This is a genomic window from Nitrospirota bacterium (assembly GCA_015233895.1).
Lineage (GTDB): Bacteria > Nitrospirota > Thermodesulfovibrionia > Thermodesulfovibrionales > Magnetobacteriaceae > Magnetomonas.
On the sequence record JADFXG010000014.1, the window covers coordinates 18,385 to 38,790 of the forward strand.

Here is a 20,406-nt window from a genome sequence, read left to right on the forward strand (position 1 = left end):
TGTTTAATATGGGAATAGCAGCGCTGCTTAGCTTCACACAAACATTAAAGGATATTGAGGCCGGGAACTTTAAGAGCGCCTCACGCTAAATGATGCAAAGTCAGTGGGCAAGACAAGTGCATGGCCGTGCGTTAGAACTTTGCGCAATGATGAGAGACAATAACCTTATAGTATCTGCACTTCCCGGTCAAGAGTCACCTTAAACCGTTCATACACTGTATCCTCAATCAGTTTTGCAAAGTCCATGACCTCAGTAAATGTTGCGCTGTCATAGTTAACAATTGCAAGCGTATGGTTTGGGGACAGTCCAACTCGTCCAGCTCTGTAGCCCTTACCAAAACAGTTTTCGATAAGACATGCGGCTGAGATTTTTACCTCAGAATCCGCTTGCGGCCAGTACCAGTTTCTGTCTGATTTTGCACCATTTAACCCGTCAAGTATTTCATCAAAATGACCTGCTGATACAACAGGGTTTTTAAAAAATGACCCGGCACACTTAAATCCCCGATAGCCCTCCATTTGCAGCATTCCCTTGTATTCTCTGATTTTTAGTATCGCTGTTCTTACCTCTTTTAACGTTATATCGATATCTTTCAGAAAATATTTTTCCAAATCATGATACTTAACATTTGGTTTACCTACCCTCTTTAGAATATATTTAACCGATATAATAATATACCTGCCAAACCCCTCAGAATTAAATAAGCTTTTTCTGTAGGAAAATTTACATTCAGCATTATTAAATTTGACAACTTCTCCAGTATTTGCATCAAGAGCAATGACCTCAGAAATCAGGTTGTCCACCGACTGCCCGTATGCACCAATGTTCTGAACCGGCGAGGCTCCCACTGTGCCCGGTATTCCTGATAAGCACTCAACACCAAAAAGATTTTCACTCACACATTCGCTGACAAAATTATCCCATAGAACCCCGGCGCCACAAGTCTTATAAACACTCTCTCCGTCCGATATGGTTTCAGAGTCTGTGTTTGACATGTGAATTACCACACCGCCATAGCCTTTGTCACTTACTAATAAATTACTTCCTCCGCCTAAAACATAAAAAGGGATACTATTGAGTTTTGCAAACTCAATAGATTCAAAAACGCTGATAAGGCTCTCCGCCTTAACATAAAACCGGGCAGCTCCCCCTATTTTAAACGTTGTTAGCTCAGACAGAGGATAGTTTTCTAAAACATTTAATTGCATTGGCAAATATGATAACAATTAAAATGGTTATTTGGCAAATCTGTTATTGACAATCACCTCTACTCGCATTATTGACAAAAATATCCGAAAATGCTATTATTTATAGCATGCATATCACAGTCAGGGGGTGTTCAATGCATGCAGGGGGTGTTCAATGGTAAAGAATTTAAGGATAGCAACCCGTTTATATCTGCTCGTTTTTTTTATCTCTTCATTGACAATTGTTATAGGCATTTACGGCATGAGTAACACTGCCACAATAGATGGTATGATGAAAGCCGGTTTGGACAAGACTAAAGTTTTTTCTGATGGTGTTGATACTGCCAGAGATGCCCAGGTTACATTCAAAAAACAGGTGCAGGAATGGAAAGATATTTTACTAAGAGGCAGCGACCCTGAGGCATTTAAAAAATATAGTGCCGGTTTTGCCAAACAGGAGGAAAAGGTACAGGAAAATCTGAAGAAATTGAAGACGATTATGGAAACTATTGGCATTTCATCAACAATGGTTGACGAGGCGCTGAAAGTACATGACATGCTTGGCGTTAAATACAGGGAAGCCCTCAAAAGTTACGACCCAAATAACGGAAACAGCTATAAAATCGTAGATACGCTTGTAAAAGGAATTGACAGAGCTCCTACCGACAGCATAGATGGAATCGTAAAATATATCAAGGAGAAACAATCCGCCTCAATTTCAGAACTTCAAAACAGCGGAAATCAAAAGTATAATTCAACGCGCAACATAACTATTGGCCTTATAATAACGATAGTATTTCTGTCGTTATTTACGGCTGCAATATTAATCCGTAAAATAATGAAATCACTTTTATATTTAAAAGAAACAACGGAAAGTGCAGCTGGTGGCGACCTGACGAAAGACGCCCTGGTAGTCAGTGACGACGAAATCGGAGAGCTTGCAAATTCCTTTAATACCATGTTGGGGAGTTTAAGGAATATCATAAGCAAGATTTTTTCTGGAGTCAGTCTGCTTGCAGAGGTCTCAGAGGAACTTAACTCCACAATGACAACTATATTACAGATGATTGATGAGCAAACGAACAAAACCGGACAGATTTCCACATCTTCAACTCAGATGTCTCAAACTGTTGTAGATATCGCAAGAAATGCCTCAGATATGGCTGCATCAGCAGCAAACACATTGAAGGTTGCAAATGATGGCTCATCGATAGTAGAAAAAACAGGAAAAGAGGTTAAGGAAATATCCAAGACAGTGTTGTCGCTATTCGATGTGATAAATTCATTAGGGGAGCGTTCTAAGCAAATAGGTGAAATAATAAGTGTTATAAAAGACATTGCAGACCAGACGAATCTTCTTGCCCTTAATGCCGCAATTGAGGCAGCCCGTGCCGGAGAGCAGGGACGCGGATTTGCAGTTGTTGCAGATGAGGTTAGAAAATTGGCTGAAAGAACAGGCAAGTCAACAACTGAAATAAGTGGCATGATTAACTCGATTCAGGAGGAAACTACAAAGGCTATAAAATCCGTGCAGGATGGAACCAAGAGTGTGGAGACTGGAGTGAAGCTGGCTGAACAGGCAAAGATGTCTTTGGATAAAATAGTGGAGACAGCAGGAAATCTACATTCAATGGTACAGCATATAGCTACCTCCACCGAGGAAATGTCAACAGTTTCCGGCACTATATCTGAGGACATCAGTGCAGTGGCAGTTATCTCCGATGAAACCTCCGGCCATTCGCATAAAATATTAGAGTCTGTAAATAAACTTCAAACGCTCTCAGCAGATTTACAGAGAACTGCCGGACAATTTGATGTCGGAGAGAAAGTTAGAACCCATCACAGCAGCAACACTTATCAAAAACGATTATTAGCTTAATCCAAATTGCTTTTCTTATCGTTCTACAGCCTTGCAGAGAGCTGAGACATAATCGGTCTCTCTTTTAATGCGGATAGAGAGTGCATCAGGTTTTTTAGCGGTTTTTTTTGATTTCTGAAATTGTTTGTTAATCTCTGAAAGGAGATCGCTGCGCTCACACACTGTGAGAGCATACCATTTCTGAATGTAATTTCCGTAAGGCGTGTTTTCGTATTTTTTATGGGGGTATTTTCTTGCTTGTTTAACGTAATCTCTCAAAACCTCTCTTATACCAAATATCTTATGGACGTAGTTAGCGTTTTCAACATTTTCAACATATTTATAAAAAACAGACGGATCGCCTCTGCTTTGGCGGTAGTAGTGTGATACGCTTTTGGGAGAGCTGTTGTATATCCAGAAGGACCACAGCCATCGTTCTGAGTTTGTGGGCTTTTTCCCCTTTAAGGCAAAAGATCTGTCCCACGAATAGGTCATATTAAAATTATCTTTAAGCAGCGCTATGGCAGCCTCTGTGCTGATTTCAGGGTCATTTCTATGGTCATGGCCTCTTAGTTTGTCAATGAGCCCATAGGATTTTGCCGTATCCGGCATAAATTGCCAATAGCCACTTGCGCCTGTTGATGACAACGCAGAGGCATTCCATGAGGATTCGGCAAGTGCTAAAAACACTATCTCAAACGGAACCGATTTAGCCCGGCATTTGTTGTAGATCATTTTTAAATGGCCGCTTTTAACCAATCGCTCCCAACCGGCTATCAGGTTTTGATATGACGTCTTAAGCCCCATTGCGTTATTTCCTTTATATGTTAAGATGTCAATGTCATATTGAATATCCTTTTCGCTAAGGACAGCTTTCCATCTTAAAATCCGTTTGACATTTGATTTTCCGGCTGGAGGATATACTGAGGGTGCGCGAAATAGAAGCTTATCTGTAAGGTCTTCATCAGAGAGAGTGTTCGGTACGGTATTAGTTTTAACCGGTGTATGTTTTGCCTTAACAGTAGGTTTGTGTGTTTGATGTCTGGATTTCGCTGACGCCTCTGAGGATGCAATAAGCGTCAAAATTATAAAAGATACTAAAAAAATCCTCGAGAGCATCATTAAACTCTAATGAGCCTCAGCCCAGTTTTTCCCAACACCGATGTCAACAGTTAGCGGCACCCTAAGCGGATAACAGTTCTCCATTTCCGCCTTGATTATGGCTGTTGCCGCTTCAAGCTCACTTTCCGGCACCTCAAACACTAGCTCATCATGCACCTGTAGCACCATCTTTGTCTTTAACCCGCGGGTTTTTGTGTGAAGGTTAATCATTGCCAATTTAATTATATCTGCCGCCGAGCCCTGTATAGGGGAGTTTACGGCCAGCCGCTCAGCCTGAGAAGCTACTGCTTTGTTAGAGCTTAAAATACCCTCGATTTCACGACGTCTTCCAAGAATCGTTTCCGTATAGCCAAGGCGCTTGGCACTCTCTATGGTCTTTGTTATAAATGCGCTTACTCCGGGGTGTTTCATAAAGAAGGAGTCAATGTAGTTTTTGGCGTCATTTTTAGAAATTTTGAGTGCCTCTGAAAGACCAAAAGAAGACATCCCGTAAACTATCCCAAAGTTTATACTTTTTGCTGCCCTGCGGTGCTCTGAGGTTACCCGCTGCGCAGGGATATTAAAGATGTCAGCGGCTGTTTGAGTATGAATGTCCTCGTTCCTTTGAAATGCCTCCATAAAACCAGAGTCGTTGCTAAGGTGAGCCAGTATGCGGAGCTCTATCTGTGAGTAATCGGCTGAAACTATAAAACAGCCATCATCGGCACAAAAGGCCTCTCTCAGTGCTGCTGCCCAGGGACCCTTTATGGGAATGTTTTGCAGGTTTGGGTTAGTGCTGCTTAATCTGCCGGTTGCCGTTGCGCACTGGTTAAAAGTGGTGTGAATGCGTCCGGTTTTAGCGTTAACAAACCCGGGCAGTGTATCCAGATAGGTGTTTTTCATTTTAGCGAGATTCCGATACAGAATAATTTCTGCCGGAAGCTCATGTTTAGTGCTAAGGGATTCAAGAACGGCTGTGTCGGTTGAATAGCCAGTCTTTATTTTTTTACCGGGAGAGAGTTTGAGTTTGTCAAAGAGCACCTCCTGAAGCTGCTTAGGGGAGTTTATGTTAAACTCACAGCCGGCTAAGAAAAATATCCGCCGCTCTGCGGTTTTTATGTCCTCATCAAACTTAACCGAAAGCGCCTTTACCCGTTCCTTGTTGAGCTTAACGCCTGTTCGCTCCATTTCATAAAGCACCGGTAGAAGTGCAATTTCAACGTTTTCGTACAAACTGTATAGATTCGCTTCTTTTAGTTTATCTGACAGGATTTTATGAAGTTTTAGTATTAAAATAGGCGTATTCTCCGTCTTTTGAAACTCAAATGCGTAGTCCATGGCAAGGTCTTTTAACTGCCGGTTTACATGGTTTGGGTTAAGGATGTGGGCGGCTATCATGATGTCATGAATGTTTTCATAAGCAGTGATGTCAATGCGGTGGAGCTCTTCTTTAATATCATAAGAGACTTTCTGAATGTTTTTGTTTTGAAAAATTTTAGTAAATATGGCGGTCTTTTTCTCAGTATCTGTGTTAAGCGTTACGGAACAAGAATTTTTACCGTCAAACGAAAACGAAATACCCATCTCAGGGAAAAAACCACCGGTTCCTTTCTTATAGCTTTTCACTGCAAATATGCCTGAACCTTGCTGAGCTTTAATCGTCTGTGATAATTCCTCTAAAGAGGTTATCTCCTTAGGAGTGACAATCTCAGGCTGTTTATCATTTACGACTGGAGTTGGAATCATTCTTAATAGAGAGGAAAATCCGTATTTAAGAAAATCCTCCCTCAGTGTTTCCCATGCGGGCTCCTTTAAAATTAACTCCTCATACGACATTGCAAGCGGAACATTGGTATCTAGCTTAACCAAAGAGTCACTCAGCCGGATAGTTTCCGCATTTTCTGTGATAAGTCTCCGGATGCGTTCATTTTTTATTTTTTCCGGAGCGCTTAAAAGCTCATCCAGAGAGCTATAATTTTTTAGGATTTCGACAGCGGTCTTCTCTCCAATCCCCTTAACTCCGGGCACACCGTCCGATTCATCGCCGGTTATGGCCATAAGCTCGTGGATTCTGCCGGGTGGGAGCAAAAAACGCTTTTGTACAAACTGTGTGTCAAGTATTATGTTTTTAACAGGATCAAATATTTTAATATTCTGTCCAATAATTTGAAACATATCTTTGTCTCCCGAAGCTATAAATACGGGGGTATCGGGCCGTGCAAATCTAAGTGCCAGGGTTGCCATTATGTCATCAGCCTCAAAACCAGGCAGAGCAATGGTTTTTATGCCAAGGGCTTCAACCACCTGTTTAGCCGGCTCAATCTGCTGTATAAAATCATCTGGCGGAGCCGGTCTGTGTGCCTTATATGCCTCAAAGAGTTTGTGCCTGTGGGTTTTTTCTTTAGAATCAAAAATTAGAGCCATTGCATGGGGCTTCTTATCGTTGATCAATTTAAACATCATAGTGGTAAGCCCGTATATCGCATTTGTTGGAAAACCAGAGGGTGAGGTAAGTGCCCTTATGGCATGAAATGCACGGTACAAAAACGCCGTTGCGTCAACTAAGTAGATTTCCTTTTCCAATTTAAGTTCTGTAGCCTCCGTAAGTAGTATAGCAAATTCAAAGTTAATCCTGTGAGCTTATTCCTTTTTTACACAATCAAAAGGTGAGGTTGTATAAAGTAAATCATTACATAATTATAAGTTTTTAATTATAATAGATTTATTATTAAGTTTGGTTTTGAACAGAAGATACAAAGGCAATAAATGAATTTTACTAAAAAACGAAATTGAGAAGGCAATATTAACCCGTAAAGTACTAAGAGGTGGAAAATGAGTATCGCAGATGAGTATTTAAAAAAGCAACTTTCTGTCCCTGAATTTAAACAGTCTTATATGGAGGAGAAAGTTAAGTTGGATATTGAATATCAACTTGAAGATTTAAAAAATGATATTCAGTCTCTCAAGCCCAGTGAAGAGATAATAAAAAAGATTGATAGAATTGAGAAATTCATTTTGTCTGTTTAATTGTCAGAAATAATTCGTAATAAACTTGTTTAATAATTCGATTACAGAAGTTTCTTTCCGTTATTTTTAAGGTGGCAACGCTTAAACAAACAGCCGGAAATTACATTAATATGTGGAACATCAATCTGAAAAACCGCTACTCGAAAATATCTCTGACGTTTACAGTAAGTCCTTCTATGACTTTAGAGGTAACAGAGCCCTCAAGCTCTGCAATGCAAAACTGCTCGTACCTGCCGTTTACGATGGTAAAGACCTCTATGATTTGCAATTGAGGTATCACTATCCAATACTCCGGCACTCTGTATTTCTCATATATTTTTTTCTTAATACTGGTGTCTCTGTTATAAGTTCCCGTTGAAACGATTTCTATGATCAGATCAGGCACGCCTCTTACCCAGTCCTGAAATATTGCCATGTTCTCTTTTTTGATAAACAAAATATCAGGCTGAAGACGATTTATCCCCTCCTCAAAGATCACATCAAGCGGAGAAAAAAACACCCTGCCTGCCTCGTTTTGTTTGACATGCTGATACAACACACCATAAAGGTTAGCAGCTATCAGTTGATGCTTTCCAAATGGGCTCGGCCCCATGATTTCCTCTCCGTTTATGATTTCCGTTAAATCAAAATCTTTTTCAAGTGTTTCCATAAATAAAGTTTATCACCGGTACTTCTGTTTTGTCGAGACCATGAAATATGCAATTTGGCATGTTGACAAAATCTCTGCAATATTTTACATTAAATGTGTACACATTCAGTCTTAACTGATTTCAGGAGGTCGTAATGGAGAGCGTTGTAGAGGATATTTCAGTTACAAAAAAGAGGTTAACCATAGAGGCGTCGGCCTCTGAGGTTGAGGGTGAGGTCGTAAAGTCACTAAATGAGGTCAGGATGAAATCAAGACTTCCCGGATTTCGCCCCGGCAAAGCACCTCTTTCACTGATAGAGAAAAAGTACAGAAAAGACGTAGAATCGGATGTTGTTGAGAGGCTCGTAACGACTTACTATAACGATGCCCTTAAGAGCGCAAAGCTGCGAGCACTCACTCAACCTGTTGTTGAAAGCCGCAACTATGAAAGCAGAGGCGGCATTAAACTGGTGGTAAGCTTTGAAGTGCGCCCACCTATTGAGGGACTTAGTTACGAGGGATTGCCTCTAACGGCGGTTAAGGCTACGGTCTCCGATGAGGAGATGGAAATCTATCTCAAACGCATTGCGGTAAATAAGGCAACCTACACTCCGGTGGATCACCCGATAGAGCTTGAGGACCTTGTTGTGGCAGACTATGTTACTACTGATGACGGTAAGGCCTATGACGACCAGTTTATAAAAATTGGAGCAGGGGTGTTTCCTGATGAGTTTTATAAGGCTCTGATTGGAAAAAGTAAGGGGGATACAGCAGAGGTTAAAGTTGCTTTTCCTGAAACTTATCCAAATCAGGAACTAAAGGGCAGAGAGGTTGACCTGAAAGTTACAATCAAAGAAGTTAAGGCTCTTTCCACACCTGAGATAGATGACGAGTTAGCTAAGGATTATGGTTTTGACGACCTGCAATCACTAAAAAAGACGGCTGGCGAAAACCTGCTTACCGTAAAAACTGACCGTGCCCAGAAAGAAGAAAAAGCGCAGCTGATTAAGGCTCTGATTGATAAATATGATTTTGAGCTTCCCGAGACACTGTTGAAAGAAGAGATAGACGCTATAGTCAAACAAGCCAGAACAGTTGAAGCGTACAAAGATGTCACGGACGAACAGCTTAAGGAAAAATTTAATACCGATGCTGTAAATAATGTAAAAACCATGGTGCTCATGGACGCAATCGGAGAGCTTGAAAATATAAACGTAACAGAGGACGAGATGAGAGAGCGGATACTGATGCTTGCCGAGTCATCCTCAATGAGCCCTGAGGCACTGATGCAGTATTTCAATTACAGGGACGGTTCCCTTGATGGGATACGCTACACCATATTCAGAGAAAAAGTTGTAGATGCCATCCACAAAAAGGCTAAAGTCACAGAGGAGGAAAGTTAAAATGCCCTTTATCCCTATGGTAATAGAGCAAACAGGCCGGGGCGAGCGGGCTTACGACATATATTCAAGACTGCTTAAGGACAGAATCGTTTTTCTTGGTACGGCGGTGGACGATAACGTAGCAAACAGTATAATAGCCCAAATGCTGTTTTTACAGACGGAGGACCCGGAAAAGGACATCCACCTGTATATAAACTCTCCTGGCGGGGTTGTGACCTCAGGACTTGCTATCTATGACACCATGCAGTATGTAAGACCAGACATTGCCACGTACTGCACAGGGCAGGCAGCAAGCATGGGTGCGCTACTGCTTGCAGCTGGAGCTAAGGGCAAACGCTTTGCCCTTCCCAACTCACGAATACTCATACATCAGCCAATGGGTGGCTTTAGCGGACAGGCTACAGATATTGAGATTCATGCACGGGAAATTTTAAAAATAAGAGAGAGCCTCAATCACATACTGGTTCACCACACAGGCCAGCCTCTGGAAAAAATCAGCAATGATACGGAACGCGACTATTTTATGTCCTCTGAGGAGGCTAAGACGTATGGACTTGTCGATGAGGTGATAATGTCCATAAAATCAACAGAAAAGGCTTAGGTGTTTTACATTAAAGACAGGTAACAATTTTGCTTGATAAAGAGGATAAAATGGGAAAGAAGAAAGAGGACCAGTTACGCTGCACATTTTGCGGTAAACTACAAAGTGAGGTCAAAAAGCTTATAGCAGGCCCCTCGGTATATATATGCGATGAGTGCGTTGATTTATGTAACGATATTATAGCCGAGGACTTAAAAGTACATCTATCCCATAGAGGACACACTGGTGTTCCAACCCCAAAGCGGATAAACACTTTTCTGAACGACTATGTTATAGGGCAAGAGAGGGCTAAAAAAATAATATCCGTTGCTGTACACAACCACTACAAGCGGATTTACAGGCAGTCGGAATCTGAGGTGGAACTGCAAAAGAGCAATATAATATTAATTGGCCCCACGGGGACCGGAAAAACCCTGCTGGCTCAGACCCTTGCCAGATACCTTGACGTCCCGTTTACCATAGCCGATGCTACTACGCTGACCGAGGCCGGATATGTCGGTGAGGATGTGGAAAATATTATCCTGAAACTCTTACAGTCAGCAAACGGTGACATTGAAAGAGCTCAGAAGGGAATAATCTATATTGACGAAATAGATAAAATCAGTAAGAAAACCGACAATCCCTCAATTACGCGTGACGTCTCCGGAGAGGGAGTACAGCAGGCACTTCTTAAGATAATTGAGGGGACAATAGCAAACGTGCCGCCTCAGGGTGGGCGCAAGCATCCTCATCAGGAATACCTCCAGGTGGACACCACTAACATACTGTTTATCTGCGGGGGGGCATTTAACGGACTTGAAGATGTCATCGAACACCGTGCCGGAAAGAGCACCGTGGGGTTTGGCGCCGAGCTTTATACAAAAAAGAAAAAGGAAAATATAATGAGTCAGGTAGCTACCGAGGATTTGACAAAGTACGGGCTTATTCCGGAGCTTGTAGGACGCCTTCCTGTCATCGCAACCCTTGATGCCCTCAGTGAGGACGCATTGGTGCAGATTCTCGTTGAACCCAAAAATGCACTTATTAAGCAGTACGAAAAGCTTCTGTCTTTTGAAAACGTGAGGCTACGCTTTACAGACGGAGCACTCAGGGCGATTGCTAAAAAGGCAATAGTACGCAAGTCCGGCGCCCGCGGATTAAGGGCTATTCTTGAGGAGGTTATGCTTGATGTGATGTATGAAATCCCCTCTCAAAACGGTATAAAGGAGTGCATAATCAACGAGGAAACTATAACAAACAATGTTAAGCCTCATCTTATATACGAAACACAGGTTGAATTGGCCTGAGGCAGGTTACGGCCTCTTAAAGTAAGGCACTATTGAAGAGATTAGTCTCTATTTTGTCATTCCTGCGAAGGCAGGAATCCATTCTCTTAACAGAAGCATAAAGGACTGGATTCCCGCTCGGGGGCGGGAATGACAGAAGAAAAAACCTCAACCATCGAACAATGTAGGTATTTCATTAGGAGTTGTGTTAAATGCAAAAGCACCATGATGATTCAAACAAGGCTCTCAGACTCATGCCTTTTGTCATTGTTTCCATTATACTTTTCTTTTGTTACTACAGTATAAACAGGTCATATCCGTTTTATTTTATATGGGATATGGATCATCAGGTACTGCTTGACCTTTTACAAGTAAACAGCAGCATGCTTCCCAGCAATCTCACCCATCCGGGCTTTGGCATTAAGTTTCTCCTGTACCTTACGCATAAAACAGCCTATGCACTAAAGTACATTTCCGTATCCGGTTTCAAAGACCTTTATGAATCGGTAAGTCCTCTTGTCTGTGTAGCCGAACTAACCGAGTTTTACCGCAGGCACTCCCCAGTGCTTGCCTTTCTCACGGTTTTATTGTTATGGTCTTCTCTTAACATTATTTTTAAACCCAAATGGTGGATTAGTTTATTTGTGCTTATTTTTCTGGGATTTCAGGAATCCCTTCTCTACCATAGCAGTATGATACGCTCCGAGCTGTATTGTGTGTTTTATTGGAGTTGTGCCGTATTTTTCACATCATGTGCTACAAAGCAGCACAATAGCCTGCGTAGAAATACTTATTTGATACTTGCAGGAATTTTTGTCGGATTATCCCTTCTTACAAAGGTTCAGGCCATTATGTACATATTTTTTGTAGCGCCTTTTTTTGTGTCTAACCAGTTTTGCTGTACCCAGTACAAAGACACTGAGAGGGTAACTGGAAACAATAAACCATCTGCGCATTATTTTTACTTATGTGTCGTTAATACCGCCGTGTTTTTTCTTCTTATGTTTATGGGCTTTGTTTTCAAAATGCCCACTGCTGTGGAAACTCTTAACCAACAACCCTACGGCTTTACAAAAGTGTCAATTGTTTTTTTTGCAATATGGGGATTTTACTTACTTTATAATCTGTTAGCGTTTTATATTCCCAAACTTAATACTCCTGAGCGAAAACCCTTGCTTTTGATAAATCTCATTGTGACCGGCTTCATATGTTCTTTTTTGCTGCATTTTTTGATTTATTCTGATACAAGTCTGTCTTTCAATTACTTGTTAAGTGATACTAAGTCGTTATTTTTCAATCCTCAACAAATAATGGCTAACTCTCATATGGTCAATCTAACAAAACTGACAGAGCAAATCGTATATAACCCGTTTCTTTTTGCAGTCAACGCTGCCGTTACTGCTGTACTGGCACTGGGGTACTTAATGAAATTTATTGAAATACAAAAGCGCCAGATTGTTATGCTCTTTTTACTTTTAGCGCTGACATACACAAACACCGTATTTGCAACACGTTTTATGTTAAGGGATTACCTGTGGGTTGAGATAATGGTTAATTTTGTAAGCATATATCTTGCACTGATAATCATGTCAAATATCAAAAAACATATAAAACCAGTATTATTTTTTTTAATTGTTATATTTTTGATCTTGTTTACCAAAAATATCTGTCAATGTGTGAAAGTGCCTGTAAGAATTAATGCAAACTATGGGCAGTACGGATGGAAAGTAATGCTTGGCCACGTATATGACCGTATTGGTGAAAAAAACTATGCCGCAATTATGGATTTACATTACTTAATAAAAACTAAAAATAACCGTTTTTCTTATGATATTCAAAATGCCCTTAATTATGAAGACAATAAAAGAATTGCCTCATTCATTTTTCCCTGTTCAAAAGTAAACACCAGGTATCTGGGTTTTATCGATCAGATGGAGCATGTGTGGAAGGACAGTTTTGACTATATAATTATAGGGTTTCCGGAGGTTTTAAAAAATGCGCTGACTATTGACCCAGCATTTGTATTGTCGCAAACAACCTGCAGGTTAAAACCTGACACTGTTTCGACAGATGAATTTGGCGGGCCATTTGTTGAGTACCAGGATAAGATCAACGGTAAACCAAAGGCTGGGATTTTACCTGTCTTTGTCAGGAGGGATTTAGATGTAATATTGTTTGTTCACAAAGAGGACGAGGCAGCTCTCACAAGCATCAACCTCGTACCTATTAACATTAAGATAGTACTGTCAGATGGAAAGAACCAGCTGGAATTACACGGGCTTGAAATTAAAAAATACTCAGAGATCGATGTGAGTAAAATAAAGTATAAGTACCTCTTCGTTATAAAAGAGCTCTACCCCTATAATTACTCACCTTTAAAAATGTTCCCTAAGGCAGATAAAGACTGAAACATCCGCCTCCTAAAGAGCATGTGTTACATAGATTTATATATCCTCTCTTGTCTTTGTTTGTGTGGTAGTCAGCAACAATTTCTGCAAAGAAAAGCCCTAACCCAGTGCTACCCGAGGAGAAGTCTATAGACTTATCCCTGTGGTTACTTGTTGCATCTATTAGATTCTTAGGATAACCTCCGCCATCATCCTCTATAGAAATCTTTAAGTATCCATCTTCAACTACTGCCACAAGTCTGAGTTTTGATTTTGTATATCTGAAAGAATTGTTCATGGTGCTGTTTAACACCCCTGAGATCATGTCTAAGTCAAAAAACCAAAACAGGTCATCTTCACACTCTGTCTCTACGGTTATGTTCTTATAGTCAAGCATTGTCTTGTTTTGAATAACCAGATCATTGAAAAGCTCGTTTATGGAATTGTAAGTAATGTTAAGAGAGTACATAGACTTGTCAAGTCTGTAGAGGGAGAGAAGCTGAATAAGATTATTATTTACGCGTTTAGCCTCGTAATGCAGATGCGTTAGTTGCACTGCCTCAGGGACATCAATTTCTTTAAAGTAATCAACCACGTCATCAAGATAATTTAACAGCATACTAAGAGAATTCTTCATATCGTGAACGGCTGACGCTATTATCGTTGCAAAATCTATATTTCTCTGTTCAATATCCATTTTAGCAGCCCCCTATGCCTCAGTGAGTTTTTTGTACACAGCAACAAGTTCCTGGTACTTTTTATAAGTAGGATCAACCTTTCTTATCTGATCAAGATACCGCTGTACCTGATTTACATGTTTGTCTGTCTTGCCAAACTTCTGCATATACATGAGCATTGCCTGAGCGGCGTTAGCATTGATAATCTTATTTTCAGGCAACCCCGAGGCAGCTTTTGAAAAAAAGTCTATAGCCTCAGCTAACTTCCCGTTTTTAACCAGCATAACGCCATCGTTATTTACCTTTATGATTTCCCGCTTTGTAGCGGCAATCATCCTCTCACCCTCTGTCTGCATATCGGCACTGGTAAAGACCTCCTGGGCCTTCTTTAGAACCTTTTCATTATCGTGGTTATTCCTGATGACATCCTGCATTATTAGGTTAGCTTTATCGGTCTCGCCCAGTTTAAAAAATGATCCTGCAATATCAAGTGAGGCCACTGAGTTAACTGTTCCCTTCATGCCGCTAAAAAGAGAATTAGCCTCCTCTATTGAGCCCTTTAGATCTGCTTCATTGCCAAGTTCCTTGTGGGCAAGCCCCTGCATTAAAGTTGCCTGAAGGGTTGACTCTCTGTCATTTGTAAAGATAGTTTTTGAGTCCTGAAGAATTTTAAGTGCTTTTTCAGGAGTTTTCTTATCCAGCATTACCTGTGCAAGCCCTGTATAATCCTTAGCGCTCTTGAAACAAGAATTCTTACCGAGATCCACCGCTTGCTTGTATGAATTTTCAGCAGTAGCCAAGTCATTGTTTTTATAGGCTAAATCCGCTAACGCCTTCTGTCTTAGAATTGCTTTAGGAGACAGCTCAAGAGCCCGCATCAACATACGCTGTGCCTCTTTTGAGTCTCCAAGCGCCTCCAGAACCTTTGCCAGCCAATCGTATGCTTCAACAAATGACCTGTTTTCATCAATTATCTCAAGAAATATTTCCTTAGCCTCCATATGTTTATTGCTTAAAAACAGGGCCTTACCTAGCCCCAGCAGCGCCCATGGGAGTCTTCTTATGTTTACAATTTGATTATATATTGATTCTGCCTCAGGATAATCCCCCACTGTTATTGAAAGTTCGGCCTTTAACTTAAGTAACTCATAAAGGTTTTTGGGCTTGGACTGAATCTTTTCATTACACATTCTGAGAGCGCTGTGGTAATCTTTGCGGGCAAGAGCTTTATCTATGGTTGCAAAATCATTTTTCTTTTCCATGATTTTTTCAAGCCGGGCCAATAACGCCTCTTTTGTAAAGGGCTTTGTCAGATAGTCATCCGGCTTATACTCCATCGCACCCATGACCATTCTCATAGTGTTTTCTGCTGTAATCATAATGAATATGGCTGAGTATTTAAGGATTTCTTTGTGCTTAGCCTCTTCAAGTATCTGTTGACCGTCCCGCTTATTTTCGCCCAGGTTGTAATCACAAAGGATTAAATCGTATGATTTCAAAGCTATTTTATCTATCGCCTCATCGCCATCCCCTGTGTCATCCACATCACTTGCACCCAGAGACTGCAGCATCTTCTTAACAGAATAACGAAACTCGGAAAAATCATCTACCAGCAGACATCTCTTACCTTCTAAAATTAACTTTAACGGCATCTCTATACTTCTCCACTACAGGTTGACCGCTTGCAAGGCAGCAACCGCCTTTTCCTCAGAAGCACCTTACTCACCTCAGCACTTTGTGCAATACCTGCGTATTTCAACATTAACAGCTAAATTATACAAATAATAACATTATCTGTCAACAGATATAATAAACAAAAAATTTCAAACAATCTTAGTTTGATAAAAACTGCTGATTATTAAATTGAAGAGGCCTGAATTATTTACTTTGCCTCAGACATTTTTTCCTTTAATAAATATGCGCTTTGTAGATTTCTCCTTGCCATTTCCATATCTGGAGCAAGCTTTACTGCTCTTTCTAATAACTCAATTGATTTGTCCACATCCCCTAAGTAAGCGTAAGAAACACCAAGACCGTTGAAAGCTGCAGCGTTTTCAGGGCTGATTTGCAGCGCTTTTGTAAATTCCTCTTTAGCTGCAGCAAAATCTTTTAACTGAAATAAGAGGATTGTTCCAAGATTTATGTGAGCCTGCAAAAACCTCGGATTAATGGTTATTGCCTTTTTCAGTGCGGCCACACCCTCTGCCACCCTGCCGGTTTCAGCAAGATACAATCCCAGATTTACAAACATAACCTGATTATTTTCTGTAACACTTATAGCACGGTCAAATAGTGTCTCGCTGTTTTTCCAGTACATGCTTTGCTTTACGGCAACAACGCTTAAACACACTATGGCAACCGCTGCTATAAAAGGATACAATTTTATTAAAAAATTGCTGGACTTGACAACAGAAGGAAGCGCCATAACAATTATCAAAAAAATACCGATATGCGGTATATACGAGTATCTGTCAGCCATTGCCTGTACACCAACTTGCACAAATCCTATTGCAGGAACCAATGTTCCAATGTACCAAAACCATCCGATAAAGACATATGGATGTTTTTTTATAAGCAAAATTGAAACAACGCCAATAACTATCAACAACGACAGCGCAGCAGCAAAAACAACTGGATTTACCGCCTCAGGGAGCGGATACAGGGCGCATAAGTTTATGGGGATAAACATCTTATAGATATACTTAACATAAGAAACTATCGCATTCATAAACGCAGTGGAAACTGGCAAATGGGTTATGGAGCCGCCTTCTTTTTGGACATGCACGGTTATAACGCACGAAATCACAGTGAGCAACATAAAAGGTAATTTCTCCTCTATAAGAAGAATTGTGGATTTCGATAAAGTAGTAAATCTTCTTAAAGGCCAAAAATCCAGAAGCAAAGCTAAAAATGGTAACGTGACCCCCATGGGTTTAGAAGCCAGTGAAAAGGCAAATGCGAAAAATGCAAAAAAGTAGTACAAGGCTCTCTTTGAAGCCGTATAGCGGACATAAAATAACAGAGATAAAAAAAAGAAAAACACACTAAGAACATCCTTTCGTTCGGAAATCCATGCCACAGATTCCACCCGCAGCGGATGAACCGCAAACAGGGCTGCTATGACAAAAGCCCGCGGTGAGGATTTAGTAAGGCGTAAAAACAGAAAAAACACTAAAATTGTATTGGCGCAGTGAACGGCAAGGCTTGTTATGTGATGCCCGCGAGGGTTAATGCCAAACATAGACACATCCAGCATGTGTGAAAGTAAAGTGATGGGAAACCAGTTGGAATCAACATGAGCGGTAAGCGCCCACTTTACATTTTCCAATGTAAACCCCCTAAGAACATTCGGATTTCCTGTTACGTACTTAGGGTCATCGTATTTTACAAAATCATTACTTAAGGAGGGATAGAACACAGTTATTGTGAGCGCAACAAGACCCGCTGCCCAAAAAGCAGTAAAGTAATTTTGACGTATTATTTTAAGTGAAATCATAATTTAGCGTTGCCTTTCTTTGCTATAGCTTTAAGAGCAATCATTTTGTTTTTGGCGGCATCACTGTGTGTTGGGTCAAGAGTCAGAGCTTTGTCAAAGAGCTCAATTGCGTCCTTTTCCTTACCATTTAGGGCAAGCACAACACCCAGCCCGTTGTAATCGTCAGCGTTGTTTGGATTAATGCTGATAGATTTTTCAAAACACCTTACAGCTTCTTTTGGTTTTTTTAGTTGAAATAAATAGACTGTCCCAAGGTTTGTGTAGGACTCTGAAAAGTTTGGATTGGCGATGATGGCTTTCTTTAACTGCTCTGCTCCATCCTGCGGATCTCCGTTTAATGCCAACGCTACACCAAGATTAGAGTACATCACGTAATTATTTTTTGTGACTGCCACGGCATGTTTAAAAAGCGTTATGCTGTCTTTCCAGTAGTGCTGCTGATTTATAGTTAAGGATAACATAGTGGCGGCTAAAATCACCGTTACGAGATAAAACAACTGCTTAAAGCGCTCATATTTGTGATATAGATCAAAAGAGAAATTAGCAATAATCAGAAACAGCCCAATGTAAGGCATATACGTGTATCTGTCCGCCATTGACTGAAGCCCCACCTGTACAAGGCCAATTACGGGTACAAGCATTCCCAAAAACCAAAACCATCCGGTAAAAATATACGGGTTGATTTTAATTTTTGATATGGCAACCGCTGAAACTGTTACTACAAATATAAGCGAAACCAAAAGAGCAGGCTTTGAGATTTCCTGAGCTAAAGGATAAAAAACCGCTAACCTTACAGGAATAAACAGTTTATACACGTACTGAGCATAACCAATGACAGCGTTTTCCACTCTGTAATCTATAGGCAGTATGGTCATAGCACCGCTTACTTTTTGTACGTTAAACGTTATAAAACATGAGATTACAACAAGTAAGAAAAGTGGGATTTTCTCATACAAGAGCCTTAATATGGAACCCTGAGTTTTAATTCTGTTAAGAGGCCAAAAATCAAGTAGCAGCAACACAAAAGGCAAAGTTACAGCCATAGGTTTTGACATGAGGGCTAGTGTAAACGAAAATATAACTGCCAAATATCTTAAAACCACAGGCCTTCTGACATATTCCGCATATAAATAAATTGTTAAAAAACAAAACAGCGCACACAAGACATCCTTTCTCTCTGCCACCCATGCCACAGACTCAACACGGGTCGGATGAATGGCAAAAAGCAGAGCAATAAAAGCACCCCGCCAAACTGTTTGCCCTAAAGCGGTAAGAGCGATAAACAGTATTACAGAGTTAAGCGCATGAATCAGTACGTTTGTTAAATGGTGGCCGGAGGGGTTTAACCCATACAGAGAGATGTCAGCCATGTGTGAAATAACAGTCAGAGGAAACCAGTTGCCGTCAACAATGCCATTTACCGCCCATTTAACGTTTTCAAACGTAAGGCCCCGCTGTATCTGCAGATTTGCCGTTATATAATGCTGGTCGTCATATTTAACAAAATCGTTGTGCAGCACCGGCAGATATGTTAAAACACTGACAGTAAAAAGAATAATTGCTGTTGCTGTGTTAGCATTTTTGCCGATTATCTTTCTGAATGAGATATATTGCATGAATTTTGAATTCATATAAGTATAGAAAATACCTATAACAAGTGTCAATAGTCATAGGAATTATACCATATAACGCACCGCCGTCAAGACTAAAACATCCACTCTCTATTGAGTAAATTGTATATATGCCAATTCTCATCTTAGGCCTGAGAGAGATAAAATAAGGATATGTAAAGCTCGTTGACATAATTATAGGCTTTATTTTACTATTTTATATAATGAATGATTTTAATGCAAGGAGATACGGATACAATAAGATGCTTAGAAGCACGAAGCCAACATTTTGTATCTAAGAAAGCGCATGGAAGATAGCCAAAAACAGATGTTTGAAATGGTGGAAAGCATGCCAGCTTTCCCAAAGAGCGTTCATAGGATTATAGAATTAACCTCAAATATAAACAGTAATCCTAAAGAACTTGTAGAGGTTATAGAACATGACCCTGTATTGATACTCAATATTCTTAAGCTTGTAAACTCTGCAAGCTTCGGACTTTCTCAAAAAATCACATCTATAAACCATGCCGTTGTCTATATAGGGCTAAATACGGTAAAAAATCTTGCTCTCATCACATCTACTTTGGGGGTTTTACCTCGCAGGAACCATGCTGGTTTTGATATTGATAAGTTTCTCTTGCACTGTTTATCGGTAGCTACAATAAGCAAACTTCTTGCCAAAAGATCCGGGGTTGCAGACAATGTAATTTTTGATTATTTTTTGGCAGGCATGCTGCATGATATTGGCAAAATTGTTTTTGCTCAATATCTTCCGGATAAGTTTAAGCTGGCTTTGGCCATGGCAAAGGAGGAGAAAGTTACTCTTTATAATGCTGAACAAAAGGTAATTGGCTATGACCATGCTTATATAGGTTCGATGCTTGCCGAAAAATGGAAACTTCCCTCCTCACTGGTCGATTGCATAAGCCGGCACCACAGTGTTACAGAGGAGGAGTCAAAGGGGTCAGAGTTTATAGACTATGTGTTTTTAGCCAATCAGATAACTAAACAACTTGGTATAGGTTTTGCCGGAGAGATTTTACTGGATACAATTCCAAAAAGAATTTTTGATCGTTTTGGCACTGATTTGCCGGCTATTATCACCTCTTTCGAAAATTTAGACAGCGAAATAGAAAAAGCTCAGTTATTTATAAAAACATAAACG

15 protein-coding genes are annotated in these 20,406 nt (G+C 40.4%); 7 read left to right on the forward strand and 8 right to left on the reverse strand.

The features are described 5' to 3' along the window. Positions 1-165: 165 nt before the first annotated feature. Entirely contained in the window at positions 166-1,209 is a 1,044-nt protein-coding gene (locus HQK88_10630; protein ID MBF0617254.1) for a UDP-N-acetylmuramate dehydrogenase, read from the reverse strand. Between the two features lie 154 nt (positions 1,210-1,363). Here HQK88_10630 and HQK88_10635 point away from each other — a divergent pair, with 154 nt between their 5' ends. Beyond that, positions 1,364-3,067, forward strand: coding sequence for a HAMP domain-containing protein (locus HQK88_10635; GenBank protein ID MBF0617255.1), 1,704 nt, complete (start codon positions 1,364-1,366; stop codon positions 3,065-3,067). A 15-nt stretch (positions 3,068-3,082) separates the two neighbouring features. Here the strand turns inward: HQK88_10635 and HQK88_10640 are convergent, their stop codons facing one another. Together HQK88_10640 and polA are read right to left on the reverse strand one after the other, a co-directional pair. Further along, positions 3,083-4,168 (reverse strand): transglycosylase SLT domain-containing protein, encoded by a 1,086-nt coding sequence (locus tag HQK88_10640; protein ID MBF0617256.1) that lies wholly within the window; start codon positions 4,166-4,168, stop codon positions 3,083-3,085. Between the two features lie 6 nt (positions 4,169-4,174). Continuing rightward, positions 4,175-6,730 carry a DNA polymerase I gene (polA, locus tag HQK88_10645; GenBank protein ID MBF0617257.1) on the reverse strand — a complete coding sequence of 852 codons (2,556 nt, stop codon included), beginning with the start codon at positions 6,728-6,730 and terminating at the stop codon, positions 4,175-4,177. A 249-nt stretch (positions 6,731-6,979) separates the two neighbouring features. On the opposite strand from polA, the gene HQK88_10650 reads away from it, so the two are divergent. Continuing rightward, positions 6,980-7,174 carry a hypothetical protein gene (locus tag HQK88_10650; protein MBF0617258.1) on the forward strand — a complete coding sequence of 65 codons (195 nt, stop codon included), beginning with the start codon at positions 6,980-6,982 and terminating at the stop codon, positions 7,172-7,174. A 136-nt stretch (positions 7,175-7,310) separates the two neighbouring features. Here the strand turns inward: HQK88_10650 and HQK88_10655 are convergent, their stop codons facing one another. Then, positions 7,311-7,823 carry a Uma2 family endonuclease gene (locus HQK88_10655; GenBank protein MBF0617259.1) on the reverse strand — a complete coding sequence of 171 codons (513 nt, stop codon included), beginning with the start codon at positions 7,821-7,823 and terminating at the stop codon, positions 7,311-7,313. 134 nt (positions 7,824-7,957) lie between these two features. On the opposite strand from HQK88_10655, the gene tig reads away from it, so the two are divergent. The 4 genes from tig (at position 7,958) to HQK88_10675 (ending at position 13,479) form a co-directional block, all read left to right on the forward strand. Next, complete coding sequence (tig, locus tag HQK88_10660) at positions 7,958-9,205, forward strand: trigger factor (GenBank protein MBF0617260.1); 1,248 nt, start codon at positions 7,958-7,960, stop codon at positions 9,203-9,205. Position 9,206: 1 nt separating this feature from the next. After that, positions 9,207-9,806 carry an ATP-dependent Clp endopeptidase proteolytic subunit ClpP gene (clpP, locus tag HQK88_10665; protein MBF0617261.1) on the forward strand — a complete coding sequence of 200 codons (600 nt, stop codon included), beginning with the start codon at positions 9,207-9,209 and terminating at the stop codon, positions 9,804-9,806. A gap of 50 nt (positions 9,807-9,856) precedes the next feature. Next, complete coding sequence (gene clpX, locus HQK88_10670; GenBank protein ID MBF0617262.1) at positions 9,857-11,092, forward strand: ATP-dependent Clp protease ATP-binding subunit ClpX; 1,236 nt, start codon at positions 9,857-9,859, stop codon at positions 11,090-11,092. Between the two features lie 191 nt (positions 11,093-11,283). Next, the gene (locus tag HQK88_10675) at positions 11,284-13,479 is read left to right on the forward strand and encodes a hypothetical protein (protein MBF0617263.1); all 2,196 of its coding nucleotides are present in this window, start codon (positions 11,284-11,286) and stop codon (positions 13,477-13,479) included. On the opposite strand, the gene HQK88_10680 is transcribed toward HQK88_10675, so the two are convergent. The 4 genes from HQK88_10680 to HQK88_10695 all read right to left on the reverse strand — a co-directional run bounded on the left by HQK88_10680 (position 13,460) and on the right by HQK88_10695 (position 19,247). Further along, a complete protein-coding gene (locus HQK88_10680) occupies positions 13,460-14,155 on the reverse strand; it encodes a HAMP domain-containing histidine kinase (GenBank protein MBF0617264.1) in 696 nt (231 codons plus the stop codon). The two genes, HQK88_10675 and HQK88_10680, sit on opposite strands and share 20 nt — an antisense overlap. A gap of 12 nt (positions 14,156-14,167) precedes the next feature. After that, a complete protein-coding gene (locus HQK88_10685; protein ID MBF0617265.1) occupies positions 14,168-15,787 on the reverse strand; it encodes a response regulator in 1,620 nt (539 codons plus the stop codon). Between the two features lie 230 nt (positions 15,788-16,017). Next, entirely contained in the window at positions 16,018-17,631 is a 1,614-nt protein-coding gene (locus HQK88_10690; GenBank protein MBF0617266.1) for a tetratricopeptide repeat protein, read from the reverse strand. Then, on the reverse strand, positions 17,628-19,247 hold the full coding sequence (locus tag HQK88_10695) for a tetratricopeptide repeat protein (GenBank protein ID MBF0617267.1): 1,620 nt from the start codon (positions 19,245-19,247) through the stop codon (positions 17,628-17,630). Before HQK88_10695 ends, HQK88_10690 begins: the two co-directional genes overlap by 4 nt. Before the next feature lie 301 nt (positions 19,248-19,548). Here HQK88_10695 and HQK88_10700 point away from each other — a divergent pair, with 301 nt between their 5' ends. Continuing rightward, on the forward strand, positions 19,549-20,403 hold the full coding sequence (locus HQK88_10700; protein MBF0617268.1) for an HDOD domain-containing protein: 855 nt from the start codon (positions 19,549-19,551) through the stop codon (positions 20,401-20,403). Positions 20,404-20,406: the final 3 nt, after the last annotated feature.